The 25,874-nt window shown below is 66.5% G+C and carries 23 protein-coding genes; 15 read left to right on the top strand and 8 right to left on the bottom strand.

Annotation, left to right across the window (positions count from 1 at the left end):
* The first annotated feature begins 76 nt into the window (after positions 1-76).
* Both AQZ49_RS15875 and AQZ49_RS15870 read left to right on the top strand, forming a co-directional pair.
* Entirely contained in the window at positions 77-1,783 is a 1,707-nt protein-coding gene (locus AQZ49_RS15875) for an alkaline phosphatase family protein (protein WP_067617657.1), read from the top strand.
* 8 nt (positions 1,784-1,791) lie between these two features.
* The gene (locus tag AQZ49_RS15870) at positions 1,792-3,000 is read left to right on the top strand and encodes a UbiH/UbiF/VisC/COQ6 family ubiquinone biosynthesis hydroxylase (protein ID WP_197411085.1); all 1,209 of its coding nucleotides are present in this window, start codon (positions 1,792-1,794) and stop codon (positions 2,998-3,000) included.
* Here AQZ49_RS15870 and AQZ49_RS15865 read toward each other — a convergent pair whose 3' ends face one another.
* The 3 genes from AQZ49_RS15865 to hemC are packed head-to-tail and all read right to left on the bottom strand — an operon-like array spanning position 3,001 to position 5,592.
* Positions 3,001-3,900: a hypothetical protein gene (locus tag AQZ49_RS15865; RefSeq protein ID WP_067617651.1), complete on the bottom strand. Its 900-nt coding sequence runs from the start codon at positions 3,898-3,900 to the stop codon at positions 3,001-3,003.
* 33 nt (positions 3,901-3,933) lie between these two features.
* Positions 3,934-4,614, bottom strand: coding sequence for a uroporphyrinogen-III synthase (locus AQZ49_RS15860; protein ID WP_067617648.1), 681 nt, complete (start codon positions 4,612-4,614; stop codon positions 3,934-3,936).
* Positions 4,615-5,592: a hydroxymethylbilane synthase gene (gene hemC / locus AQZ49_RS15855; protein ID WP_082701827.1), complete on the bottom strand. Its 978-nt coding sequence runs from the start codon at positions 5,590-5,592 to the stop codon at positions 4,615-4,617.
* 45 nt (positions 5,593-5,637) lie between these two features.
* Between hemC and tsaD the strand changes: the two genes are divergently transcribed.
* From tsaD to AQZ49_RS15835, 4 genes are all read left to right on the top strand, one after another.
* Positions 5,638-6,687, top strand: a complete 1,050-nt coding sequence (tsaD, locus tag AQZ49_RS15850; protein WP_067617645.1) for a tRNA (adenosine(37)-N6)-threonylcarbamoyltransferase complex transferase subunit TsaD — start codon at positions 5,638-5,640, stop codon at positions 6,685-6,687.
* Positions 6,684-7,703, top strand: coding sequence for an NAD(P)H-dependent glycerol-3-phosphate dehydrogenase (locus AQZ49_RS15845; protein ID WP_067617642.1), 1,020 nt, complete (start codon positions 6,684-6,686; stop codon positions 7,701-7,703). The genes tsaD and AQZ49_RS15845 overlap by 4 nt, the downstream gene beginning before the upstream one ends.
* Positions 7,704-7,830: 127 nt before the next feature.
* Entirely contained in the window at positions 7,831-9,270 is a 1,440-nt protein-coding gene (locus AQZ49_RS15840; protein ID WP_231739273.1) for a lipopolysaccharide biosynthesis protein, read from the top strand.
* A gap of 13 nt (positions 9,271-9,283) precedes the next feature.
* A complete protein-coding gene (locus AQZ49_RS15835; RefSeq protein WP_067617639.1) occupies positions 9,284-9,754 on the top strand; it encodes a hypothetical protein in 471 nt (156 codons plus the stop codon).
* A gap of 146 nt (positions 9,755-9,900) precedes the next feature.
* Here the strand turns inward: AQZ49_RS15835 and AQZ49_RS15830 are convergent, their stop codons facing one another.
* The 3 genes from AQZ49_RS15830 to AQZ49_RS15820 form a co-directional block, all read right to left on the bottom strand.
* Positions 9,901-10,452, bottom strand: coding sequence for a hypothetical protein (locus tag AQZ49_RS15830; protein ID WP_067617636.1), 552 nt, complete (start codon positions 10,450-10,452; stop codon positions 9,901-9,903).
* 22 nt (positions 10,453-10,474) lie between these two features.
* Entirely contained in the window at positions 10,475-12,661 is a 2,187-nt protein-coding gene (gene uvrB, locus AQZ49_RS15825) for an excinuclease ABC subunit UvrB (RefSeq protein WP_067617633.1), read from the bottom strand.
* Between the two features lie 78 nt (positions 12,662-12,739).
* The gene (locus AQZ49_RS15820) at positions 12,740-13,198 is read right to left on the bottom strand and encodes a DUF3455 domain-containing protein (RefSeq protein ID WP_067617794.1); all 459 of its coding nucleotides are present in this window, start codon (positions 13,196-13,198) and stop codon (positions 12,740-12,742) included.
* 193 nt (positions 13,199-13,391) lie between these two features.
* Here AQZ49_RS15820 and AQZ49_RS15815 point away from each other — a divergent pair, with 193 nt between their 5' ends.
* The 7 genes from AQZ49_RS15815 to AQZ49_RS15785 all read left to right on the top strand — a co-directional run bounded on the left by AQZ49_RS15815 (position 13,392) and on the right by AQZ49_RS15785 (position 20,896).
* Entirely contained in the window at positions 13,392-14,237 is an 846-nt protein-coding gene (locus AQZ49_RS15815; protein ID WP_156428345.1) for an alpha/beta hydrolase family protein, read from the top strand.
* A 64-nt stretch (positions 14,238-14,301) separates the two neighbouring features.
* Positions 14,302-15,603: an MFS transporter gene (locus AQZ49_RS15810; RefSeq protein WP_067617630.1), complete on the top strand. Its 1,302-nt coding sequence runs from the start codon at positions 14,302-14,304 to the stop codon at positions 15,601-15,603.
* A gap of 122 nt (positions 15,604-15,725) precedes the next feature.
* Entirely contained in the window at positions 15,726-17,150 is a 1,425-nt protein-coding gene (locus tag AQZ49_RS15805; RefSeq protein WP_067617627.1) for a circularly permuted type 2 ATP-grasp protein, read from the top strand.
* 27 nt (positions 17,151-17,177) lie between these two features.
* Positions 17,178-18,125 carry an alpha-E domain-containing protein gene (locus tag AQZ49_RS15800; protein ID WP_067617624.1) on the top strand — a complete coding sequence of 316 codons (948 nt, stop codon included), beginning with the start codon at positions 17,178-17,180 and terminating at the stop codon, positions 18,123-18,125.
* 4 nt (positions 18,126-18,129) lie between these two features.
* Positions 18,130-18,969, top strand: a complete 840-nt coding sequence (locus AQZ49_RS15795; RefSeq protein ID WP_067617622.1) for a transglutaminase family protein — start codon at positions 18,130-18,132, stop codon at positions 18,967-18,969.
* A gap of 256 nt (positions 18,970-19,225) precedes the next feature.
* On the top strand, positions 19,226-20,017 hold the full coding sequence (locus AQZ49_RS15790) for a proteasome-type protease (RefSeq protein WP_067617619.1): 792 nt from the start codon (positions 19,226-19,228) through the stop codon (positions 20,015-20,017).
* Between the two features lie 264 nt (positions 20,018-20,281).
* A complete protein-coding gene (locus AQZ49_RS15785; protein WP_067617788.1) occupies positions 20,282-20,896 on the top strand; it encodes a response regulator transcription factor in 615 nt (204 codons plus the stop codon).
* Between the two features lie 7 nt (positions 20,897-20,903).
* Here AQZ49_RS15785 and AQZ49_RS15780 read toward each other — a convergent pair whose 3' ends face one another.
* Positions 20,904-21,611 (bottom strand): extensin family protein, encoded by a 708-nt coding sequence (locus AQZ49_RS15780; RefSeq protein ID WP_067617617.1) that lies wholly within the window; start codon positions 21,609-21,611, stop codon positions 20,904-20,906.
* Between the two features lie 195 nt (positions 21,612-21,806).
* Between AQZ49_RS15780 and AQZ49_RS15775 the strand changes: the two genes are divergently transcribed.
* On the top strand, positions 21,807-22,664 hold the full coding sequence (locus tag AQZ49_RS15775; RefSeq protein WP_067617615.1) for an AraC family transcriptional regulator: 858 nt from the start codon (positions 21,807-21,809) through the stop codon (positions 22,662-22,664).
* Here the strand turns inward: AQZ49_RS15775 and AQZ49_RS15770 are convergent.
* Positions 22,657-24,528 (bottom strand): tetratricopeptide repeat-containing sulfotransferase family protein, encoded by a 1,872-nt coding sequence (locus AQZ49_RS15770; RefSeq protein ID WP_067617613.1) that lies wholly within the window; start codon positions 24,526-24,528, stop codon positions 22,657-22,659. The two genes, AQZ49_RS15775 and AQZ49_RS15770, sit on opposite strands and share 8 nt — an antisense overlap.
* Positions 24,529-24,721: 193 nt before the next feature.
* On the opposite strand from AQZ49_RS15770, the gene AQZ49_RS15765 reads away from it, so the two are divergent.
* Positions 24,722-25,861, top strand: coding sequence for a phosphoserine transaminase (locus AQZ49_RS15765; protein WP_067617610.1), 1,140 nt, complete (start codon positions 24,722-24,724; stop codon positions 25,859-25,861).
* Positions 25,862-25,874: the final 13 nt, after the last annotated feature.

Genomic DNA, 25,874 nt, shown 5'->3' with positions numbered 1-25,874 from the left:
GGGGCATTTGCGCCGCACAGATAAGTAGCCGCGCCTCCCGAGTCCAGCGCCAGACCCCACAAGGAGCCCAAAGGTCATGACTTTCGCCCGAAAAGCCATGCTGTTCGCCATGAGTCTGGCCCTGCCGCTGGCCCAACCGGCAGCGGCGCGCGATCCGGTGGTGGCGCCGCCCGCGCCCGATGCGCCCCGGCTGGTGATCGCGATTGCCATTGACCAGTTTTCCGCCGACCTGTTTGCGCAATACCGGTCGCATTTCACCGGCGGCATGGCGCGCCTGGCGGGCGGCGCGGTGTTTCCATCCGGGTTCCAGTCGCACGCCGCGACCGAGACCTGTCCGGGGCATTCCACGCTGATGACCGGGATGCGCCCGGCACACACCGGGATCATCGCCAACACCTGGTTCGACCAGTCGGTCGCGCGCGCCAACAAGGCGGTCTATTGCGCCGAGGACGAGACGAAGACGGCGGCGGTGGCGGGCGATTATGTCGCCTCGGTCGGGCATCTGCTGGTGCCCACGCTGGGCGAACGCATCAAGGCGGTCTGGCCGACCAGTCGCAATATCGCGGTGTCGGGCAAGGATCGCGCTGCGCTGATGATGGGCGGGCACCGCATCGATGAAGTCTATTGGTGGAAGGGCAAGGGCTTTGTCACGCTCGATGGCGCCACCGCCTCGGCCGGCGTCGCCGCACAGAACGCCGCGATTGCCGCCACGCTGACCGCCGGATCGCCCGCCTATGACCTGCCCGGCGATTGCGCCGCGCACGATCGGGCGGTGCGCGCCGGGGTGACCGCGGTCACCGCCGGATCGACCACGGTGTCGTCGGCGGCGGTGTCGGTCGGCACCGGGCGCTTTGCCCTGGCGGCCGGCGATGCCACCGGCTTTCGCGCCTCACCCCGGCTCGATCGCGCGGTGCTCGATCTGGCGGCGCGGCTGGTCGATACCGACGGGCTGGGCCGCGGGCCGACGCCCGACGTGCTGTCGATCAGCCTGTCGGCGACCGATTACATCGGCCATGGCTATGGTACGCAAGGCACCGAGATGTGCATCCAGTTGCACCAGTTGGACGCTGCGCTGGGCGATTTCTTTGCCCGCCTGGATGCGCGCGGGATCGATTATGGCGTGGTGCTGACCGCCGATCACGGCGGTTTCGACATGCCCGAACGGCTGCGCGAACAGGCCCTGCCACAGGCGCAGCGTGCCGATCCTGCGCTGTTGCCAAGGGCGCTGAGTCAGCGCATCGGCGCGCTGCTCGATCTCGATCCGCATGGGCTGTTCCTGGCCGAAGGGCCTTCGGGCGATGTGTGGGTGCGGCGCGATCTGACGCGTGACCAGAAGGCGGCGGCGATCGCAGCGGCGCGCGCCGATCTGCTGGGCCAACCGCAAGTCGCGGCGGTGTTCACCGCCGACGAACTGGCGGCCACGCCGATGCCCACTGGCTCGCCCGAAACCTGGACGCTGATCGAACGCGCGCGCGCCTCGTTCTATGCGCCGCGCTCGGGTGATTTCGTGGTGCTGCTCAAACGCGGGGTGATGGCGCTGAGCCAGCCCGGCCCTGGCTATGTGGCCACCCATGGCAGCCCGTGGGATTATGACCGGCGCGTGCCGATCCTGTTCTGGCGCAAGGGACTGACTGCATTTGAACAGCCCAGCCCTGTCGAAACGGTGGACATTGCCCCCACTCTGGCGGCATGGGTCGGTCTGAAAACGCCGCCGGGTACGTTCGACGGGCGTTGTCTTGATCTGGATGCCGGGCCCGGCACCACTTGCGGAGCACAGCCGTGAACAGCGATATGTCAGCCGATGTGGTCATTCTGGGGGGCGGGCTGGTCGGCATGACGCTGGCCATCGCACTGGCGCGCGAAGGCATTGCCAGCGTGGTGGTCGACAGTTCGGACCCCGCCACACAGACCGCGCAAGGGTTCGACGGGCGCGCTTCGGCGATTTCGACCGCGAGCTGGAACCTCTACAGCCATCTCGGCATGGCCGATGATCTGGCAGCGCGCGGCTGCCCGATCGATGCGATCGCAGTGACCGACGGGCTGAAACCGGGGCGGATCGATTTTCGCCCCGAAGCCGACGAGGGCTCGCTCGGGCGGATGTTCGCCAACCGCGACTTGCGGCTGGTGATGTATGCGGTCGCCGCGCGCGAACCGCTGATCACGTTCCTGCCCAACGCCCATGTCGCCACGCGCGAACGCGGCGCGCACGGCGTCACGGTGACCCTGGCCGATGGCCGCGTGCTGGCCGGGCGGCTGCTGGTCGCCGCCGAAGGGCGCCAGTCGCCTACGCGCGACGAGGCCGGGTTTACCCCGGCGCGCTGGAACTATCACCACCGTGCGATCATTGCCGGGCTGACCCATGAAAAGCCGCACAACAATGTGGCCTGGGAAATCTTCTATCCGGCGGGCCCGTTTGCGCTGTTGCCGCTGCTCGACGATGAAGCGGGGCGCCATCGCAGCGCGCTGGTGTGGACCGTCGCCGAAAAGGATGCCGCCGGGCCGCTGGCCCTGCCCGAAGCGGCGTTCGTTGGCGAAGTTACCCGGCGGATGGGCGGCATTTTCGGTGCGATCGCGCTGGCCACGCCGCGCTCGTCCTATCCGCTCAATTTTCACCACACCGCCAAAGTTGCGGATCAGCGACTGGTGCTGGTTGGCGATGCCGCGCACGGGATGCATCCGATCGCGGGCCAGGGCCTCAATCTGGGGCTGCGCGATGTCGCTGCGCTGGCCGAAGTGCTGGCCGAAGGCATGCGGCTGGGGCTCGATCCGGGCGATGCCCAAGTGCTCAGGCGCTATGAACGCTGGCGCGCGCTCGACGGGTTCATGGTTTCTGGCGCGACCGATGTGCTGACCCGCCTGTTCGGCATTCCCGGACGGCTGCCTTCGGCGGTGCGGCGGCTGGGCATGGCCGGCGTGCAGCGCAGCCCCACGCTCAAGCGGTTTTTCATGGACGAAGCGCGCGGGATGAGCGGAAAGCTGCCCGCGCTGTTGCAGGCCTGATCAGCGCGCCGGGGCGGGCGCGGCGGAGGCTGGCGCGATGGCGACCGGCTTGGCTGCGGGCGGGGCCACCGTCGGGGTCGACAGCGCCGCGCTTTCGATCTGATCGAGCGCGCGTTGGGCGTTTTCCCAGTCGCGCGCATGAGCCAGCCAGTCGGTGGCGGCATCTTTGCCTGGCATGCGTTCAACCTCGGCAATCGCCAGATCGACGCGTTGCCCGGCCAATGCGGCGCGCGCCCGCGCCAAGCGGCTTTCGGGCGCAGGTGATGGCGTGTCGTCGTGGCGGATGACGAACATCGATCCGAACTGGCGCGACAACCAGTCCCAGGTGCCTTCGTTGGCCGGCCCGTTGACCAGGCGCGGTTCAAGCGTGGCAAATTCTTCGGTCAGGCCGCCGATGGTCACCGGTTTTTGCGTGGCGGCAACGATCTCGTCGACGGCGGTCGGCTGGCTGGCGCCAAAGCGCACGCGCAAGGCGGTTTCCAGATAGCCCAGCGGTTGCCCGCGCTCGACCGCGCGGCGGGTGGCAAATGCCACCAGCAAGGCCTCTGCGCGAGTCGCCTGGTCAGAGGCGGCGACCGCCTGCTGGTTCAATTCGGCCAGTCGCTGTTGCAACGCCGTCAGCCGCGCGGTGGCATCGGCCAGCGCGGCATTGGTAGCGATCAGGTTGCCCTGCGTGACAATCGCGGTGGTCGTCGCGCTGGCACTGGCGGCGGGCGTTGCCATTGCCAGGCTTTCGCCCGGCGGCAGCGCCATGTGCAACCATCCGTTATGCCAGCCGAGCCAGGCCCCACCGCCCAGCGCAACCAGCGCAAGCCCACCTAGCAGCGCACCAAGACCGCGACCGCCTGATCGTCTGGTCTGGCGCGAATCAGCCACTGGACCGAGTGTAATTTCCGGCATGCGTGCTTTTTCGCTTTATCCGTTGCCCCGAAGTCACACTGTTTGACACATTTGGTGCGCCAAGGAAAGCACTGCATCGTCGTCGGGCCGTGGCGCACATGCGACAGCCTGCCAGTTGGCCCCGGCGGCCTTGGCAATTCCGGGCGCCAGACAGGCCAGCATGATCTGCGCGCGCGGCAGATCATGCGCGGCACATTGCCCGGCGAAATGGCGCGCTGCCTCGGCCGAATGGAGCAGCGCAAGCACCCGATTGCCCCGGATCAGCGCGATCGTGGCGGCATCAAGCGGCTGTGGCCGGGCGGCATAGACTACCACATCGTCGATTGTCACACCGGGCGGCGGTAGCAACGGCACGCGCGCTTCGCCTGCCAGCCGCAGATAGTGGCCGGGGGGCAACGTGCCGACCACCGCCTGCAACCCGCCGCTGCCGGTCTGGGCCACGACAAAGCCCGCCTCCTGCGCAGCGCGTGCGGTGGTCGGGCCAACGGCATGCACCGGAACCGCCTGCAATGCCGCCAGACCCGCCCCGCCATGGCGCAGCACGGCAGCGCTGCCGATCAGCAGTCCGTCCCAGCCGGGGCCTGCCGGCAGGTGCCATGGACGCGCGGCATACGTGAACAGCGGCGCGGCGTGGGGCGACAGGCCGCGGGCGCGTGCGGCGCTGCACGTTGCGGTGTTGCCCGGTTCGGGACGCAACACCAGCACCGGACGCATCTATCCGGCGCCGTTGAAATGCGCGCGGATCGGCGCGGGCGCAGCGGCGAGCAGCGCATGGGCCAGATCGATCGCGGTTTCGGGCCGATCGAGCGGCACCCGCTGTTCGGCATCGACCCGGTGCACGCCGTCCGGGCTGAACAGCGCGGCGGTCAGGTGCATGGCCATTGTGTCGTGCCGGGTATGCACGGCAATCGGGCTGTGGCAGGTGCCGCCAAGGCCTGCCAGCAGCGCGCGTTCGGCGCGGATGGCGGCGTGGCTGGGGCCATGGTCGATCGCGTCGAACAGCGCGATCAGGTCGTGTCGCGCGGCCAGGCATTCGATGCCGATCGCGCCCTGGGCCGGGGCAGGCAGCCAGGTGGCGGGATCGAGCGGCGTGCCGACCGACGTGACATCCAGCCGTTCGAGCCCGGCGGCGGCCAGCAGCGTGACATCGGCCTCGCCGCGTTCCAGCCGCCCGAGTCGGGTGGCGACATTGCCGCGAAACGATACCACCACCAGATCGGGGCGGGCATGGAGCATTTGCGCGGCGCGGCGCGGCGCGCTGGTGCCGACCCGCGCGCCAGGTGCAATCGCGGCGATACTGGCCGCACCGATCAGCACATCGCGCACATCGGCGCGCGGCAGCACCGCGGCAATCATCAGTTCGGCGGGGCGCAGCGTTTCGACATCTTTCATCGAATGGACTGCGGCGTCGATGGTGCCTTCGGCCAGCCAGACGTCGAGTTCCTTGGTCCACAGCGCCTTGCCGCCGATTTCGGCGAGCGGCCGGTCGAGAATGCGGTCTCCGCTGGCGACCACCGGAACCAGCTCGACCGCCTCGATCGGCCAGCCGTGCGCGGCGCACAACCGGGCGCGGGTTTCCTCGGCCTGGGCCATGGCCAGCGGCGATTGCCGGGTACCAAGGCGCACCGGGCGGGTGGGCAAGGGCGTGCTGCGCAGGGCGTCGGGCGACAGGGACGATGAAGGGCTGGTCATGCGCCGCTTGCCGTACCTGCAATTCTCTCTAAGGGAAAGCTCCCCATGGCTCTGATCCTCGGCATCGAATCCTCGTGCGATGAAACCGCTGTTGCGGTGATCGACACGTCCGGCACGACGCTCGACGCGCGCGTGGTGGCGCAGCGCATCGCCTCGCAGGATGCCGCACACCGCCCTTATGGCGGGGTGGTGCCCGAAATCGCCGCGCGCGCGCACGTCGAAGTGCTGGCGCCGATGGTCGCCGCCACGCTGGCCGATGCCGGGATCGCGCTCGGTGCGATCGATGCGATTGCCGCCACGGCAGGCCCCGGCCTGATCGGTGGCGTGATGGTCGGGCTGGTCACCGGCAAGGCGCTGGCGATGGCGGCCGACAAGCCGCTGATCGCGGTCAACCACCTGGAAGGCCATGCGCTGTCGCCGCGCCTGGCTGATCCGGCGCTGGCCTATCCCTATCTGCTGTTGCTGGTGTCGGGCGGGCATTGCCAGATTGTCGAAGTGCGTGGGCTGGGCCAATATCGGCGGCTGGCCACCACGATCGACGATGCGCTGGGCGAAGCGTTTGACAAGACCGCCAAGATCCTCGGCCTGGGCTATCCCGGCGGACCGGCGGTGGAACGGCTGGCGCGTGAGGGCGATCCGCGCGCGGTGCCGCTGCCGCGTCCGTTGCTGGGCAGTGCAGAGCCGCATTTCTCGTTTGCCGGACTGAAGAGCGCGGTGTTGCGCGCGCACGAATCCGGGCGGTACGATCCGGCCGATATTGCCGCATCGTTCCAGCAGGCGGCGATCGATTGTCTGGTCGACCGGCTGCGCCGCGCGCTCGCGGCCTGCGCGCCAGTAACCGCGCTCGTGGTGGCGGGCGGGGTGGCGGCCAACTGGGCCTTGCGATCGGCGCTGGAAACGCTGGCGGATGGCGCGGGCCTGCCGCTGGTGGCGCCGCCGCCGCGCCTGTGCACCGACAACGCGGCGATGATCGGCTGGGCCGGGGCGGAACGCTATGCCGCCGGTCTGTTCGATCCGCTCGACTTTGTGGCGCGCCCGCGCTGGCCGCTCGATGCCGATGCCGCGCCGGTGCGCGGCGCGGGGGTCAAGGCATGACCAATGCGATCGGCGTGATCGGCGCCGGGGCCTGGGGCACGGCGCTGGCGCAATTGCTGGCGAGTGACGGGCGCGACGTGGTGCTGTGGGCGCGTCAGGCCGGTCTGGCCGGGGCGATCAACGACACCCGCGCCAATCCGGCCTATCTGCCCGGCGTCGCCTTGCACCGCTCGATCCGTGCCAGTGCCGATCCGCGCGATCTGGCCGGGCTGGCGGTGGTGCTGCTGGTCACCCCGGCACAGGCGCTGGGCGCGGTGCTGGCGCAGATGCCCGCGTTCACCGGCGATCTGGTGCTCTGTTCAAAAGGGATCGAGGCGGGCACGGGGCGCCTGATGGCCGATGTCGCGCGCGCGGCCATGCCGGGGGCCAGCCTGGCCGTGCTGTCGGGTCCGACATTCGCGCACGAAGTGGCTGCCGGGCTGCCCACGGCGGTCACGCTGGCCTGTGCCGGTGGCGATGCGCAGTGGCAGCGGCTGGCGCCCGCGATTGCCCGCGCGACCTTTCGCCCCTATTTTTCGCACGACCTGATCGGTGCGGAAGTGGGCGGCGCGGTCAAGAACGTGCTGGCCGTGGCGTCGGGCGTGGTCGAGGGGCTGGCGCTGGGGCAGAATGCCCGCGCCGCGCTGATCAGCCGGGGCTTTGCCGAAATGGTGCGCTTTGGCCTGGCCTTCGGTGCCGAGGCAGAGACGCTGACCGGGCTGTCGGGGCTGGGCGATCTGGTGCTGACCTGCAATTCGCTGTCGAGCCGCAATTTCGCGCTGGGCAAGGCGCTGGGCGAAGGCGCGCGGGCGCCCGACCTGCTGGCCGACCGGCGCACCGTGGCCGAAGGCGCGTTCACCGCGCCGGTGCTGGCCGATCTGGCGCGGGCACGCGGCATTGCCATGCCGATTGCAGAGGCAGTGGCTGCGCTGGTATCGGGACTGGTTCCCGCCCGCGCGATCGTCGATGCCCTGCTGGCGCGACCGCTGCGTTCGGAACAGGATGCGACGATCAAGGGAGAGCCCAGGTTTGGTTAAGGCGGTTGCCAGCCCGAATGACTTGACCGTGCCGGATGGGGCAGGGGCCAGTGCGTTCGAGCCGGTTGATGATGGCGATATCGTCGCGCTGGCGCAGGGCGGGCGGACCAACATTCTTGGTTTCCTGATGCGGCTGGTGGCTCGCATCCCGTTCCTGTTTCTGGCCAGCCGCCTTTATGGGGCAAGCGCGCTGGGGCGGTTTGCCTCGGCGCTGGTGATGGTCGAATTCGCCGGGCAACTGGCGACTTTGGGGCAAAAGCGCGGGCTGGCGCAGAAACTCGATGAATCGGGCTGGTCGAACACGGGACAGCGCCCGGGGCAGGTGGCAGATCCCGATGCCGCGACCCATGCGGTGGCCGATGCGCTGCTGGTGACCACGGTGCTGGCGGTTGTGATGTCGCTGCTGATCTGGTGGTTTCCCGAATCGATGTACCCGCGTGGCAATTTCAGCCTGGCCGAACGCCTGCTGGTCTTGTCGGTGTGGGTGATGGCGGTGGGCGATATCGCGCTGGCCGCGCTGGCGTTCCGGTTCGACGTGGCGACCACGGTGCGCGCACGCGCGGTGGTCGAACCGTGGACGCTGTCGATCACGGCAGGTCTGGCCTATTTCGTCTATCCCGAAGGCGGATTGGCGCTGGCCTATCTTGCCTCGGTTTCTGCGGCGACGCTGGTCGCGCTGGTTGCGCTGGTGCGCACTTATGGCCTGCCCCGACGCTGGCGGCCAAGGCCGATCGCGCTGATGCGGCTGGCCTTGCGCAACATGCCGCTGGCCGGTGCCGATGCGGTGGAATGGGGCACGCGCAAGATCGATGTGTTCATCCTGCGCTTTTTCATCGGCGAGGCGGCGCTGGGGATCTATTACTTCGCCCAGCAGTTCGCCTCGCTGCCGCAAAAGCTGAAATCGAGTTTCGAACCGGTGCTGGGCCCGGTGATCACGCGTAACGTGCGCACCGGCAACATGGCCGCGATCGCCGCGCAAGTGTGCCAGGTGGGGTTCTGGATTACCGCGGCACAGACCGGCATTGCGCTGGCGTTGGCGATTCCCGGCGCCGGGCTGATGGGGCTGGGTGGTCCGGCGTTTGTCCAGGGCACGGCGGCGCTGGTGTTTCTGCTGATCGCCGAAGTGGTCGCGGCGACCGCGGTGGTGAGCGAGGCGGCGCTGATCTATGTCGCGCGGATGCGCAACTTGTGGATCAGCCTGGGCACGATCGTGATGCAGGGCACGCTGACGCTGGGGTTCATCCTGGCCGGGCAGGCGGCGGGCCTGTCGGCGGTGTGGCAGGCGGCACTGGCGGCGCTGGCCATGGCCTTGTCGCTGGCGACGAGTTCGCTGCTCAAATCGGTGTTGTTGGCGCGCATTGTCGGCGAACCGATCAACAACTGGCGCTGGGGACTGGTGTGGGCGGTGGTCCCGGCGTCACTGGTCGGGGCACTGGTGCATTGCCTGCCCGAATGGGCCGAGATGGTGCTGGGCATCCCCGCGATCATCGGGGTCTATTGCACGATGATCTGGCGGTTCGGGTTCGGGCCGGAAGATCGCGTGCTGTTTCGTAAACATTCTGCATGAAGAGGGTCTGGTGATGATCGCATGGATCGAAGCCAACACGGTGCTGGCCGCAGGGGCCGCGCTGGTGCTGCTGAGTCTGGTCTGGTTGGTTCTGGCACGGCGCAGGCGCCCGGCGCCCCGCCGCGAATATCGCGACGTGCTGTCCGAGGGCGCGGGCCCCGCCCAACGCAACACCGCGCTGATCGATGCGCCGCCCGCCGCCGCGATCGCGGTGCCGGTGGTGGACTCGGCGCCGGTGGCTACCGATGGCGACGACCTGACCCGGATCAAGGGCCTTGGTCCAAAACTCAGCCGCCTGCTGGCAGAGCTGGGCGTGACCCGGTTCGAACAGATTGCCGCATGGACCGAGGCGGACATTGCCGCGATCGATACGAAACTGGGCGCCTTTGCCGGGCGACCGACGCGCGACGCCTGGGTCGAACAGGCACGCCTGCTGGTCAGCGGCGATGCCGCCGCCTACGAGGCGAAGTTCGGAAAACTCTGACCGCCACCGTCGCAAAGCCCTCCCCCTGAAGGGGGAGGGTTGGGTGGGGGTGTGCCAAGCTGAAGGAATTGCACGGCAATTCAACCACCGCACGCCCCTCCCCAACCCCTCCCCGCACGGGGAGGGCCACATGATCGCGCCCCGGGTTATTGGCCCGCGTGGCAGCGGCGCACGATCTCGCGCGCGGGGTCGCCGCTGCTTACCTTGATCAGCCCGCCGCCGGGTAGGGTGCCGGTGAACGGGCCGGTGAACACGTCGGTGTCGACATCGTGGCCATCCATGCTGCCTTGCCAGACATAGCCGCGCTGGCCCGGCAGTGCGGTCGCATCGACCGGCACGCGCACGATGCGGCGCGGGCCCTCGATCGCGAACAGCGCGCTGGCGCCCAGTTCGGCGGCAATCGGCCGGGTGATCACCAGTCGCCCGTCGTGGCAACCCAGCGTCAGCAGCGGATCGGCGCCATCAACGCCAAACCGCGCAACGCCGCCATCGCTGCGCCACACCGCCTTGCCATCGGCGTTGGCGGGTGGCGGATCGGCCTCGGGCAGGGCCAGGCGATGGGCATCGACCGGGCCACCGTCGCCCTGCGGCTGGGGCGCGGGGCGTGAACAGGCGGCGATCAGGATGAAGGCGGTCAGGGCCGCGCGGCGAATGGGTTTCACGCCGACGCTATAGGCAAGGATCGCCTTGCCTATCAAGCCAGGGTCTATCAAGTCGCTGTCACTGGCCCCATTTCTTCTGCGACTTGCCATAGCGGGTCTTGCGCGTGCCAGGCTTGCCCTCGTTGCTGCGGCCCACGATCGGGGCCTTGCGATCGCCTTCGGGCAGGCCGAGTTCGGTCGCTTCGAGGCGGCGGATTTCGTCGCGCAGGCGGCCTGCTTCTTCAAATTCCAGATCGGCGGCGGCGGCGCGCATGCGCTTTTCCAAGTCTTCGATGTAACCGCGCAGATTGTGCCCGACCAGATTGTTGCGGCCATCATCCTCGATATCGACGATCACCCCGTCGCGGCTGGCGGTGTCGGCGATGATGTCGGCAATACCACGCTTGATCGAGGCGGGGGTGATCCCGTGCGCTTCGTTATAGGCCTGCTGCTTGGCGCGGCGGCGGTCGGTTTCGGCAATCGCGCGTTCCATCGATCCGGTCATGCGATCGGCATAGAGGATGACCCGCCCGTCGATATTGCGCGCGGCGCGGCCGATCGTCTGGATCAGGCTGGTTTCGCTGCGCAGGAACCCTTCCTTGTCGGCGTCGAGGATGCACACCAGCCCGCATTCGGGAATGTCGAGCCCTTCGCGCAGCAGGTTGATGCCCACCAGCACGTCATAGACCCCCAGCCGCAGATCGCGGATCAGTTCGATGCGTTCCAGCGTTTCGACATCGGAATGCATGTACCGCACGCGCAGGCCCGCCTCGTGCATGAATTCGGTCAGGTCTTCGGCCATCCGCTTGGTCAGTGTGGTGACCAGCGTGCGATAGCCGACGGCGGCAACCTGGCGGCATTCGTTGATGCAATCCTGCACCTGATCCTCGACCGGGCGGATCAGTACCGGCGGGTCGATCAGCCCGGTCGGGCGGATCACCTGCTCGGCAAACACCCCGCCCGCCTGTTCCATTTCCCAATTGGCGGGGGTGGCCGAAACGGCAACGGTCTGCGGGCGCATCGCATCCCATTCGTTGAACCGCAGCGGACGGTTGTCGATGCAACTGGGCAGGCGAAACCCGTATTCGGCCAGCGTCAGCTTGCGCCGATGGTCGCCGCGCGCCATCGCGCCGACCTGGGGCACGGTCTGGTGGCTTTCATCCAGAAACAGCAGCGCGTTTTCGGGCAGGTATTCGAACAGCGTCGGCGGCGGTTCGCCCGGCATGCGCCCGGTCAGGAACCGGCTGTAGTTTTCGATGCCCGCGCACGAACCGGTGGCGGCGATCATTTCCAGATCGAAATTGGTGCGCTGTTCCAGCCGTTGCGCTTCGAGCAGCTTGCCCTCGGCCTCCAGCTCTTTCAGCCGCTCGGTCAGTTCAAAGCGGATCGCATCGGCGGCCTGCTTCATCGTCGGGCCGGGGGTGACATAGTGCGAATTGGCATAGACCCGCACTTTTTCCAGCCGCACCCCGGCCTTGCCGGTCAGGGGATCGAATTCGGCGATTTCCTCGACCTCGTCGCCGAAGAAGCTGATCCGCCAGGCGGTGTCTTCATAGTGCGAGGGGAAAATCTCGATCGAATCCCCGCGCACGCGGAACGTGCCGCGCGCAAAGGCATGGTCGTTGCGCTTGTATTGCAGCGCCACCAGTTTGCGGATGATCTCTCGGCTGTCGACCGTATCGCCCTTTTTCAGGTCGAAGATCATCGCCGAATAGGTTTCGACCGAGCCGATGCCATAGATGCACGAGACCGAGGCGACGATGATCACATCGTCGCGTTCGAGCAACGACCGCGTCGCCGAATGGCGCATGCGGTCGATCGCCTCGTTCACCGAGCTTTCCTTCTCGATATACGTGTCGGACCGCGGGACATAGGCTTCGGGCTGGTAATAGTCGTAGTACGAGACGAAATATTCGACCGCGTTGTCGGGGAAAAAGCTCTTGAATTCGCCATAGAGCTGCGCGGCGAGGATCTTGTTGGGCGCCAGGATCAGCGCGGGGCGCTGCAATTCCTCGATCACTTTGGCCATCGTGAAGGTCTTGCCCGAACCGGTCACGCCCAGCAACACCTGGGTCTTTTCGCCATCGCGCGCGGCGGCCACCAGATCGGCGATCGCGGTCGGCTGATCGCCCGCCGGCTGGTATTCCGACACCACTTTGAACGGCCGGCCGCCTTCGGCCTTTTCAGGCCGCTGCGGCTTGTGCGGGACGAATGTGCCAGACGTGTCGGGCTCTGCAAGACCCCTGCGGATGACGAGTTCGGTCATGGTGGTGGCGGGAATTCCGGGTGTGGGTTGGGACGTAGCGCCAATATGGGCGTTCCTGTCCCGTTCCGCAATCGGCGGTTATTTGGCAAACACGTAATCGGCGGAATAGGCGACGGGTTGCAGCGCGCCTGCGGTCGGGCAAGCGCCGGTCAGCACGCCGCCGCGCGTGTGCAGGCGATAGACCAGCGTGGCCGTGGCCAGCGCGCCCTGGCCAGAGTTTTCGCTCAGCGCCAGTTCCAGCAACGGGACATCGGCGGCGGTTGCGCCGGGCGCGGTGGTAACGACAGTGCCGCGCACAAAGCTGCCATCGGCCAAGGCCCAGTGGGGCCCGCCATAATGGTGCCCGATCGATTTGCCATCGACCATCAGCGAGGCGATCGGTTCGCGAAATGACCACCGCAACACGCCATCCTCGCCGGGTTTGCACTGATAGATCTGCGCGCCTTCGGCATGGGCGGTCAGCACCACGGCATGGCTCGCCAGATCGGCATCAGGGGTTGCCGTTGCACCGGCCAGCAGGACGAGAAGCGAAAACATGACAAAGTATCCTTCAACTGCCGACAGGGGCGGATTGGCAGTCTGGTGGATCGGACGGGCAAAAGCCAGCACCGGTCCTGCGGCCATGTCGTAAAATTTCCGCCCAGGCAGGGGTTATTTGACATCAATTTGAAACAAATCGAAATGGGTGGCGTTCATCGTGGGTTGATCACACTACCGGCAGCTTATGATGATGATTCAGCCAAATTCCCTCTCTTTGCCCCGAGTCGCGTGGTTTGACGAACATGGCGTCGGCGCTGCACGCGCGCGGCTGGGCGATTGGCGGGCCGAGATTGCGCGGCGCGGCGCGCTGGCGTTTCAGCCGCGCCCGACCGAGGCGCGCGGCCCGGCGCTGGCCCGCCTGTTGAGCGAATTGAAGACACCCTATGAGCTGTGGAGCGCAGGCCGGGCCGAACGTCGCGATCCGGTAATCAGCGCGCCGCAGGACATTTCGCACCCGGTCATGCTGTTGCCCGGGTTCGGCACGCATCCCGCGCGGATGAAGGGGTTGCGCACCGCGCTCGAAGGCGCCGGGCACCGTGTGGCCGACTGGGGGCTGGGTTTCAATTTCGGGCCGAGTGCCGACCGGTTTGCCCGGCTGTGCGAACGCGTGGTGACGATGGCGCGCCGCGAGGGGCAGCCGCTGGTGCTGGTCGGGTGGAGCCTGGGCGGGCTGTTCGCGCGCGAAATCGCGCATCGCCACCCGGATGCGGTGGCGATGGTGATCACGATGGGATCGCCGTTTTCGGGCGATCGTCGCGCCAACAACGCCTGGCGCGCCTATCAGTTGATCACCGGCCATACCGTCGATGCGCCCCCGGTGGGCGATCGCGCGTTCGGCGCCAAGCCGCCGGTGCCGACCATCGCGCTGTGGAGCCCGCGCGACGGGATCGTGTCTCCGCGCAGTTCGTGCGGGTGGCCCGGCGAGCGTGATCGGGCGCTGGCGCTGCGCTGCACCCACCTGGGGTTTGCCGGGCATCCCGCCGTGGCGCGCACGCTGATCACGCTGATCGGTACGCTTGATCAGGATAACCGCTGAACGTGCTTGGCAATTGTGCCGCGATGACGCCATAGTCCCCGCCACAACGGTCAGGGGGAGCGGCATGGACGAAGCGGGTGAAGTCGATGGCGGGGCGGTGATGCGCCGGATCGGCTGGCGGGTCATTCCGCTGCTGGGCCTGGCCTATATGGTCGCGTTCATGGACCGGTCGAACATCAGCTTTGCCGCCCGGACGATGAACGCGGATCTGGGGTTTTCGGCGACGATCTACGGCATCGGCGGCGGCGTGTTCTTCCTGTCCTATGCGCTGTTCGAGATTCCGTCGAACATCCTGCTCGAACGCGTCGGCGCGCGGCGCTGGATCGCGCGGATCATGATCAGTTGGGGGCTGATCGCGGCGGCGATGATGTTTGTGCGCACGCCGTGGCAGTTCTATTCGCTGCGGTTCCTGCTCGGGCTGGCCGAGGCGGGCTTTTTTCCCGGCGTGATCTTCTATCTGTCGTTGTGGTTTCCGCGTGCGGCGCGCGGGCGGGCGATCAGCCGATTCTACATTTCCGGACCGCTGACGCGGGTGGTGATGGGGGTGGCTTCGGTCTGGCTGCTGGCGTTGAACGGCATGGGCGGGCTGAAAGGCTGGCAATGGCTGTTTCTGGCCGAAGGGCTGCCCGCGGTGGCGGTCGGGTTGGTGGTGTTGTGGCTGTTGCCCGACACGCCCGCCCGCGCGCCCTGGCTGAACGCGGCGGAAAAGCGCTGGCTGGCCACGCGGCTGGCCGCCGACGGGGGCAGCCCGGTCCGGCATGGCAGTCCGCTGGCGGCGCTGCGGCTGTCGGCGGTGTTGCTGCTGGGCATGGTCGGGTTGCTGACCACCTGCGCCTATTACACGTTCACTTTGTCGGAGCCGCAGATTCTGGCGCTGGCGACCGGGTGGTCGACCCAATCGGTGGGATATCTGGTCAGTGCGGGCGGGCTGGCGGGGGCTGCGGGCATGCTGTTCACCGGCTGGTTGTCGGATCGCAGCGGCACGCGCGCGCCGTTCATGATCGGCAGCACGGCGCTGGTGCTGCTGGCCTATGCGCTGTTTGCGCTGGGCGGCGGGCACACGCTCGGGCTGATCGGCTATGCCATCTATGTCGCGTGCTGGGGGTCGGTCACGCTGTCGGTGTGGATGCTGTGCACCGATCTGGTGGCACCCGCCGACATGGCGGTGGCCACCGCGATGGTCAATTCGATGAGCCAGATCGGGGCCTTCGTAGGCCCGATCGCGTGGGGCGTGGCGCGCGATGCGACCGGCACGTATCACACAGGGTTTGTCGGGCTGGTGCTGGTGCAGGCGCTGGCGCTGGGGTTTGTTGCGGCAATCGTGCGCCATCGCAAAAAGGGCGTTGCCGTGGCGGGTTCGGGCTGAAAAGGATGCTTGTGATCACATCACGCGCAAAGGACATCCTCTGAAAGCCTTGGCAATGCAGCAATCCGGCTTGTCGATCACCGGGACCTGTGCAAGCAATACGGTCCAGACGAGGTGAGCCGATGACCACACCGTGCTATGACGAAATGCGCGAACCCGACGGGACGGTTCGACCTGCCTATGATGGGTATCGTCAATGGCTTGAGGCCCAGCCGCCGGGCCTGCTGAAACGCAAGGGGGTAGAGGCAGAGGCGTTTTTCCGCCGCACCGGGATCACCTTCAACGTCTATGGCGCGGCCGATGCCGAAGAACGACTGATCCCGTTCGACCCGGTGCCGCGCATCATCACCGCCAGCCAGTGGCGCAAGCTGTCGCGCGGGATCGATCAGCGGGTGCGCGCGCTCAATGCGTTTCTGCACGATCTCTATCACCGTCAGGAAATCGTGCGCGCCGGGCGCCTGCCCGAACGGCTGTTGCAGGGCAATGCCGCCTATTTGCCGCAGATGGCCGGGTTCACCCCGCCCGGCGGGGTCTATACCCATATCGTCGGGATCGATCTGGTGCGCACCGGCGAAGACGATTTCATGGTGCTGGAAGACAACGCCCGCACCCCGTCCGGGGTCTCCTACATGCTGGAGAACCGCGAGACGATGATGGCGATGTTCCCCGAACTGTTTACCCGCGTGCGGGTGCGCGAAGTGTCGGACTATCCCCGGCGGCTGGCGCGCAGCCTGGCCGCCTGTGCCCCGGCGGCGTTTGCCGGGGACAAGCCGACGGTCGCGGTGCTGACCCCGGGAATCTACAATTCGGCCTATTTCGAACATGCCTTTCTGGCCGACCAGATGGGCGCCGAACTGGTCGAGGGCAGCGATCTGAAAGTCGAAGGCGGGCGCGTGGCGATGCGCACCACGCGCGGGTGGCAACCGGTCGATGTGATCTATCGCCGGGTCGATGACGAATACCTCGATCCGCTGTCGTTCAATCCCGACAGCGTGCTGGGCGTGGCGGGGATCATGGATGTCTATCGCGCCGGGGGCATCACCATTGCCAACGCGCCGGGCACCGGGATTTCGGATGACAAGGCGATCTACAGCTTCATGCCGGAAATCGTCGAATTCTACACCGGCGAAAAGCCGATCCTGCCCAATGTGCCGACCTGGCGTTGTTCGGAACCCGATGCGCTGGCCTATGTGCTCGACAATCTCGCCGAACTGGTGGTCAAGGAAGTGCACGGATCGGGCGGCTATGGCATGCTGATCGGGCCGACGTCGTCGAAAAAGGAAATCGCCACGTTCGCCGCCAAGCTGCGCGCGCGGCCCGACAACTATATCGCCCAGCCGACGCTGTCGTTGTCGACGGTGCCAATCTTTACCAAGGCCGGGTTGGCCCCGCGCCACGTCGATCTGCGCCCGTTCGTGCTGGTCAGCCCGCACGGCATCGACATCACCCCCGGCGGGCTGACGCGGGTGGCGCTGAAAAAGGGGTCGCTGGTGGTCAATTCGTCGCAAGGGGGCGGGACCAAGGACAGTTGGGTGCTGGATGATTGAGCGGGAGTACGGGGCCGGGATGAGCGCATGCTAGGCAGATCGGCAAACGGCATATTCTGGCTGTTCCGCTATCTTGAACGGGCCGAGAACACGGTGCGCCTGATCGAGGCGGGGTTCCGCATGGCGCTGACCCGCGACAGCGGCGCGGCCAGCGAGGAATGGCGCAGCGTGCTGATCACGCTGGGAATGCAACACGCCTATGCCGCGCGGCACGGCGATGATGTGACCGGCGCGCACGTGTTCAACTTTGTGCTGCGCGACCGCGACAATCCGGCCAGCGTGATGGCGATGATCGAGGCCGCGCGCACCAATGCGCGCATGGTGCGCACCGGCATCACCCGCGAAGTGTGGGAAGCGGTCAACGAAAGCTGGATGAAACTGCGCGAGATTTTCGCGCGCCCGGTCACCGAAACGCGGCTGCGCGATGTGCTCGACGCCGTGCGGCGCCAGGCGACCCAGGTGCGCGGCGCGATCGAAAGCACGATGTTGCGCAATGACATCTATCATTTTGCCGGGATCGGCACATTCGTCGAACGCGCCGACAACACCGCGCGCATTCTCGATGTGAAATACTATGTGTTGCTGCCCAGCCTGTCGGCGGTGGGGTCCAGCCTAGACAACGTGCAGTGGGAAAACGTGCTGCGTTCGGTGGCCGGCGAGCGTGCCTATCGCTGGCTCAACGCCGGGCAGATGGATCCGCGCGGGATCGCCTCGTTCCTGATCCTCGATCAGCGGTTTCCGCGCAGCCTGGCATTCTGTTACGCGCAGTTGCAGGCCAATATGGGCTTTCTGGCGAACGAATACGGGTTCGAGACCGAGGCCCACGCGATCTACCAATCGGGGTACGGGCGGCTGTCGGCGCTGACCATCGAGGCGATTTTCGAACAGGGGCTGCATCAGTTCATCGGCGAGTTCCTGGCCTGCAACAACCGGCTCGCGCAGCAGATCCAGCGCGACTACCGCTTCGTGGAGTGAAGTCATGCGCCTGGCGATCGACCACGCGACCACCTATCATTTTGCCGGGCCGATCCGGCGGGGGCTGCAGCGGCTGCGGCTGACCCCGCTGGCATCGCGTGGGCAAAGCGTGATCGCGTGGGATATCGAATGCGACGGGGCGGCGTTCGAATGCGGCTATGACGACGAATATGCCAACCGAGTCACGCTGGTCAGCCTGACACCGGGCACCCGCGAAGTGACCATCCGTGCCCATGGCCTGGTCGAAACGCGCGACGAGGCCGGGGTTGTCGGGCGTCACAGCGGGTATCTGCCCTTGTGGCATTTTACCCGCGACACGCCGTTGACGGTGCGCGGCGAACGCATTGCCGCGCTGGTGGCCGGGCTGGATATCGGGGCGTCCGGCGATCAACTGGCCACGCTGCACGCGCTGACCGAACGGGTGCGCGCCGCGGTGGTCTATACGCTGGGCGCGTCCGATGTGGCGACCACCGCCGAGGCCGCGTTGCTGGCCGGGCGCGGGGTGTGTCAGGATCAGGCGCATGTGTTCATCGCCGCCGCACGCGCGCTGGGCATTCCGGCGCGCTATGTCAGCGGCTATCTGCTGATCGACGGCCGCGCAGAACAGGAGGCGGGGCACGGCTGGGCCGAAGGGTTTGTCGACGGGCTGGGCTGGATCGGGTTCGACGTGGCCAATGCGATCTGCCCCGATGACCGCTATGTACGGGTGGCGGCGGGCCGCGACTATCGCGATGCCGCGCCGGTCAAGGGGCTGACTTCGACGGTGACGCCCGCCGAAGGGGCCGAGCCGCAATCCGATGCGCTGTCCATCGCGCTCAGCGTGCAGGCGGTTGCGACCGCCTGATTTCCGCCCCCGTGCCTATTGGCGGTTTTGCGAATCGGTTGACCGGTCTAAGGCTCTGACTGGAAATTCCGGCTTCGCCGAAATTTCCTAAGGCCGCACCGGCCCGCTCCCCCACCCGACCACCCAACACCATACACTTGCGTGAGTGGTCGGGTGGGGGAGCGGGCCGGTGCGGCCTTTAAAATTCGCTCTCTCGCGAATTTCGAATCAGACATTAAAACCCGGCCTCGACCCGCCGGGCAGGAATTGTAGTGCGATGACATATTGCGTGGGCATGATGCTGGATGCCGGGCTGGTGCTGATGAGCGACACCCGCACCAATTCCGGCGTCGACAACATTTCGACCTTTCGCAAGATGTTCAGTTGGAACGTGCCGGGCGAACGCATCATCACGCTGATGACGGCGGGCAACCTCGCGACCACCCAGGCGGTGATCAGCGAGCTGGAAGAACGCAACAAAGTGCCGGGTGATCGCCACCCCTCGATCCTTGAAGCGCCGACGATGTTCCAGATCGCGGGCGAAGTGGGACGCCGGCTGCGCGCGGTGATCGACGGTCCCGGCGAATTTCCCGAACCCGGCGAAGGGCCGCAGGCCGAAGGTGCCAAATTTACCGCCTCGATCATTCTGGCAGGCCAGATCAAGGGCATGGAGCCGCGCCTGTTCCTGATCTATCCCGAGGGCAACTTCATCGAAGCCAGCTTTGACACCCCGTTCTTCCAGATTGGCGAGACCAAATATGGGCGGCCAATCCTGCTGCGCGGCTATGAGCGCACGATGCGGTTCGAAGATGCGGTGAAGCTGTTGATGGTGTCGTTCGATTCGACGCTAGCGGCCAATCTGTCGGTCGGTCTGCCGCTCGATCTGATGGTGATCGAGCGCGACCGGTTCACCCCCGTGCACCAGCGCCGGATCGGCGCCGAAGATGCCTATTTTCGTTCGATCTCGCACGGTTGGGGCGATGCCTTGCGCCGTGCGTTCCAGTCGCTGCCGGCCTATGATCTTGCCACCGGCGGGGCGGCTGCGATCGATGGCGAAAGGTATACGTAATCATACTCAGGTTCACTGCTTAGCCAAAATGGTTAGCAGATTCAGCGTATCGACAAACGATCTGCTGACCTTTTGGGGTGTATTGATGGTGTCGGGCTTGACGACACGACCTCAGAAAACCTTTGCCTGCACAGACATCTCCGTTCCGGAGGTGAATTTCCCTTAGGAAGGTGCGACTGGTGGAGACCTGAACCGGGTGCGTTGGGTTCGTAATGAAACTAACCCCATTGGCGCCATGCCATCAATCTGTGGTTCATGATTCCCATGATCGAACGCGTCACCCTCCACATCCTCGATGGCGACTCCGCTCGCCGCGCCCAGCTCGCCCGGCTGGCCTTTGCCGCAGGGCATCATGCCGAGATATATGCCAACACGGATGAGCTGCTGGCGCATGCCCCATCCGGCGGGCTGGTGCTCGCGCATGACGATCCGCCGGGTGAGGCGGTGCCTGCGTTGATCGCGGCGATGATGCGCGCAGGGCAGTGGCTGCCGGTGATCGCGATTGCCGAACATCCCGAAACCGATTGCGTGGTGCGCACGATCAAGGCGGGCGCGCTCGACTATCTGGGTGTGCCGCAACAGATCGCCCCGCTCAACGAGGCGATCGCCCGCGCCGCGCGTGAGGCGGAGACCTATCGCGCCCAGCGGGCCCGCTCGGCCGAGGCACGCCAGCGCATTGCGCGGCTGTCCCTGCGTGAACGCGAAGTGCTCGACCGCTTGGCCGAAGGGTGCAGCAACAAGGCGATTGCACGCGATCTGGAAATCAGCCCGCGCACGGTGGAAATTCACCGCATGAAAATGATGGGCAAGCTGGGCGCGCGTCACGCCGCAGAAGCCGTGCGCCTGCGGATCGAGGCGACCGGGCTCGACGCTGCCTGACCTGCGATCAATGGCAGATCGGGTGGGCTACGCCGACTTCCAGGTGAAAATGATCGTGGTGCGCCGCGTTGTAATCGGGGGTCAGCACCATGCCAAACCGCCGACAGGCGCTGGTGCGGATCACGCGCAGGAAATTGCGGACTGCCGGGGTGCCTTCCGACCAGTCGCCCTTCACGCTGATGCGGCGTCCGTCGGCCAGCACAAAGGCGGCCACATCGACCGCACTGGCCGTGGCATGGCCGCTGCGGTGGTCGGTACCAGCCACATTGCGGCAATTATAGCTGCCAAACGTATCAATCCGTGCAAGCGGACTGCCCAGCATCTGTCGCGCGGCGCGATCGACGCCGAACCGGGCCCAGCCTTGCATGGCGGTCGCCAGCGAGCAGGTCACCGGGCCCAGATTGGCCAGTTGCAGATGGGCATCATCGCTGCGCAGCCATGACAGCCGCACGGTGCCGATGGTCGAACACCCCGCGCCGAAATACTGATCGGGCAGCGGGGTGAAATTGGCCTGGCTCTGGCCAAGCTGGGCCAGACATTGGCGCTCGCTTGGCGCAGGGGCGATCCGGGCGGTGGTGGTCGATTGCGGCGCAGACCGGTGTGACGGGCTGCCGACGCAGGCCGACAGCAGCAACAGCGGCACCACCGCCAACCACAGCGCACCCGACAGGATTGCCAGAATGTGCTGGGCACGAGTCGGTTCTATGCGGGCCATGGCGTATCTTTTGCGCAAGTATGGTCAACAAATGCTTTCAACACCCGCCGGAACCGCACGCGGTGGCAGCCGGATCCGCGCGCGGATCGGACCAGTGCGCCGGTGCGGGGGTTGTACAAAGTCCGCATAAAGAGGCTTTCCCGGTGATCCCTGCGGGGTGTAGCGTGCTGCGCGGGCGATGGGGGAGTGGTGGACATGACCGATCTTGTCGTGGACTTTCGGCAACCGGGCCCGGAACTGGCCGAATACGTGTCGTTCTTCTATCAGGTGCGGCACGACGATGCCCGCTTTGACGCGGTCGATCGCGCTGATTTTGCACAATTTCGTTTTATCTTCGCAGGCCGCGACGGGCAATGCGAATTTGTCGACGGCACGGTGCAGGCGATCCCCGACTGCTGCATCATGGGACCCACCACCGGCAGCACGCGGGTCAGCGGCGCGGGCGCGATCGATGTGCTGGGTGCGGGCCTGATGCCCGCCGGATGGGCGGGGCTGGTGCCGATGGATGCATCGGCGGCGGCCAACCGGTTGTTCGATGCGGTCGACCTGCTGGGCCCGGCGGTGCTGGAGGCGCGCGCGACTTTGCTGCCGATTGCCGATTTCGATGCGCGGGTGGCGATCTTCGAGGACCTGATCAAAAGCCTGATGACCCAGGCCAGTGCCGATTTTCACGCCTTTGTGCACGAAGTGAACGCCTGGCTGGCGGGCAGCGTGACCCCGCATCTGCCCGACCTGGTGGCGCGCACCGGCCTTTCGCTGAGCCAGGTCGAGCGGCGCTGCAAACGCTATTTCGGGGCGCCTCCCAAAGTGCTGGCGCGCAAGTTCCGCGCGCTGCGCACCGCGATTGCGCTGACTCACAGGGACGCCGATCTCGATACGATCCTGGCCGAAGGCTATTACGACCAGTCGCACCTGATCCGCGAAATGAAGCATTTCACCGGAATGACCCCGGCCGCCTTTGCCGAACAGCCGACCGTGCTCAACCGGCAACTGGCCAAACGCATCGAACTGGAACGCAGCCATCCGATGAACCGGGGCCCGCTGATCACCTGACCTGCAGGGCCATCTCGGCCACAATTTCCAGACCGCCCGGTTTGCCGCGCGTCGGTTCCAGCGCGGTGATCAACGGGTCGAGCGCAGGGCCATAGCGGCGCCAGCGCGCCACCGACCGGGTGTGGATGGGGCGTCGCACTTGCACCACGCTGGCCGTCTTGACCGCGCGCCGCGAGGCATGAAAGGCCAGGCACCGCGCATCCCAGTCCAGCCCGATGAAATCGACCAGCCGCCGTGCTTCGCCTTCCAGATCGTGCACGATGTCTTCATAGCGCACGGTGGTCATCATCCCGGCAGGCAGCACCGCGCGCCAATGCGCCATGAGATCGAGATAGCGATCATAATGGCGCGCCAGTTCTCCGAAATCGTAGGTGTGCGCCATCGTGTCGGCAAACAGTGTGCCATAGGCCGACAGGCAGGTGTCGACCGGATCGCGCAACGTGTGGATGATCTTTGCGTTGGGAAACAGCATCGCGATCAGGCCAAGATAGGCGTAATTGGTCAACAGCTTGTCGGTCACGCGCAAGGCGCTGCCGGCCTCGGCGGTCGCCGCCGACAGCCACCCTGTGGCAATCGCATCGGCCTGATCCTGCGTCAGCACGCCGGCCAGCGCCGGATAGGCGGGCAGTGGCGGGCAAGCCGTTGCACAGGCATCGATCGCCTGGGGCAGGTGGCGTGCCTCGTCGCCGCCGAACACCGCCGGATGGCTGGCCAGCACCTGTTCGACCAGTGTCGATCCCGACCGCGCCATGCCGACAATGAACACCGGCACCTGCGAGGGATTGCCGACCAACCCGTGGTCGCGCATCAGCGCCGGGGTGAACGTGGCCCGGATCGCATCGTGGAGCGCGGCCTGTTGCGCCTCGTCATAGGCCAGTTGGGCACGCTGCAGACCGGCCCCGGCGCGATAATGCGCGATCGCGGCGGCCGGATCGTCGCTGACATCGAGGGCCTTGGCGGTGGCGTAGTGCATGGCGATCAACGGGTCGTTGCGCCCTTGCAGGCGGCGCGGATCGGCAGCCAGCGCCTGCGTTTCGACGACAAACCGTTCGGTCCAGACGGGATCGCTCGAAAAATCGACCAAGTCGGCGAGCGGGCCATATGTCGCGTGCTGATGGGGGTCGATGTGCAGCGCGGTCTCGAACTGCGCCCGTGCTTCTTCAAGCCGGCCGAGCACTTTGAGCACTACGCCCAGTTCATGACGCGCTTCGGCATTGCCGGGTTCGACGCGCAGCAGATCGCGCAGCACGACTTCGGCCTGAAACGGGTGTCCGGCATCGAGCAGCACCCGGCCCAACACTTGCAGGGCGACCGTCCACGACGCATCGTGCGACAGTACCAGTTGGCACAGTGCCTCTGCCTCGGCCAAACGGCCGCGCCGATGCTGCACCCGTGCGGCCAGCAGCAACGCGCGCAGATTGTCCGGATCGCGCGAAAGCGCCTCGGTCAGCACCGCCAGCGCCAGGTCATAAGCCCCTTGCACATAATGCAGCAGGGCCAGGTTGGTATGGCTGTCGATGCGCGCGGCATCGCGTTTGCGCGCGGCGTCAAAGGCGGTGATGGCATCGTCAAGCTGATGCTGTTCGACCAGCAGCGTGCCGAGCACATACCAGCAATCGGCATCGTGCGGCCGCAGTTCCAGCGCCCGCGTATAGGCCTCACGCGCGGAGTCGGGCTGATCGATCCGCCGTGCCGCATCGCCGAGCAGGCGCCAGCCCTCGGGATCTGCGCCGTTGCGCGTCAGGGCCGCCAATGCAAGGTCTGCGGCGGTATGAAAATCCCCCCGCGCAAGCGCGGCCCGTGTCGGTTCAAACGCGTTGCCATCGGTCTGATCGCAATCCGGAAATGCGCAAGCAGCAGTCATGTTCTTAGCCCCTCAATTGCTGCCGACTGTCGGCAGGCGGTCGGTTCCCGCACACTGGAAAGGACGGCCGTGATGGCCAGATGTTCAGGGGCGCGCCAGCGTTCGGCAGTTGACAGGCCCCGCGACGCCACTATGAGCGACGCCGGGCCACGCGGTCCCAACGCCGCGCGTGCTCTCTGCAAGGAGAGACTACATGACTGATCTGCGTCCCGCCGCCAAACCGGCGCGTCCATTCTTTTCTTCCGGGCCTTGTGCAAAGCCGCCTGGATATTCCCCCGACAAACTGGCCACGGCATCGCTTGGGCGTTCGCATCGTGCAAAGATCGGCAAACAGCGTCTGGCGCTGGCGATCGATCTGATGCGCGAAGTGCTCGAACTGCCCGATACGCACCGCATCGGCATCGTTCCGGGGTCTGACACCGGCGCGTTCGAAATGGCGATGTGGACGATGCTGGGCGCCCGCCCGGTGACGACGCTGGCCTGGGAAAGCTTTGGCGAAGGCTGGGTGACCGACGCGGTCAAGCAATTGCGCCTCGAACCCACAGTAATGCGTGCCGATTACGGCCAATTGCCCGATCTCGACAAAGTCGACTGGACCAACGACGTGCTGTTCACCTGGAACGGCACCACCTCGGGGGTGCGCGTGCCCGATGGCGAATGGATCCCCGACGATCGTCAGGGCCTGTCGTTTGCCGATGCGACCAGCGCGGTGTTCGCCTATGACATTCCGTGGGACAAGATCGATGTCGCCACGTTCTCCTGGCAGAAAGTGCTGGGCGGCGAAGGTGGCCACGGGGTGATCATCCTGGGCCCCCGCGCGGTCGAGCGGCTGGAAAGCCATACCCCCGCATGGCCGTTGCCCAAAGTGTTCCGGCTGGTGTCGAAGGGCAAGCTGACCGAAGGCGTGTTCAAGGGTGAAACGATCAACACCCCGTCGATGCTGGCGGTCGAAGACGCCATCTTTGCGCTCGAATGGGCCAAATCGGTCGGCGGGCTGGCCGGGCTGAAGGCGCGTTGTGCCGCCAATGCCCATGCGCTCGACAAGATCGTCGCCGAACGCGACTGGCTCGGTCATCTGGCGGTCGACAGCGGCACCCGTTCGCGCACCTCGGTCTGCCTGACCGTCAAGGGCGCCGATGCGGATTTCATCAAGGCGTTTGCCGGGCTGCTCGAAAAGGAAGGCGCAGCGTTCGATATCGCCGGATACCGCGATGCGCCGGCCGGTTTGCGCGTATGGTGCGGTGCCACTGTCGATGCCGCCGATGTTGCCGCGCTGGGCCCCTGGTTCGACTGGGCCTGGGCGCAACTGACCACCCCCGCACACGCCGCCTGACACCCCCTTGTCC

Source organism: Novosphingobium sp. FSW06-99, assembly GCF_001519065.1.
GTDB lineage: Bacteria > Pseudomonadota > Alphaproteobacteria > Sphingomonadales > Sphingomonadaceae > Novosphingobium.
Note: the sequence above shows the minus strand (reverse complement) of the source record. Positions and strands in the feature narration are given on the sequence as shown.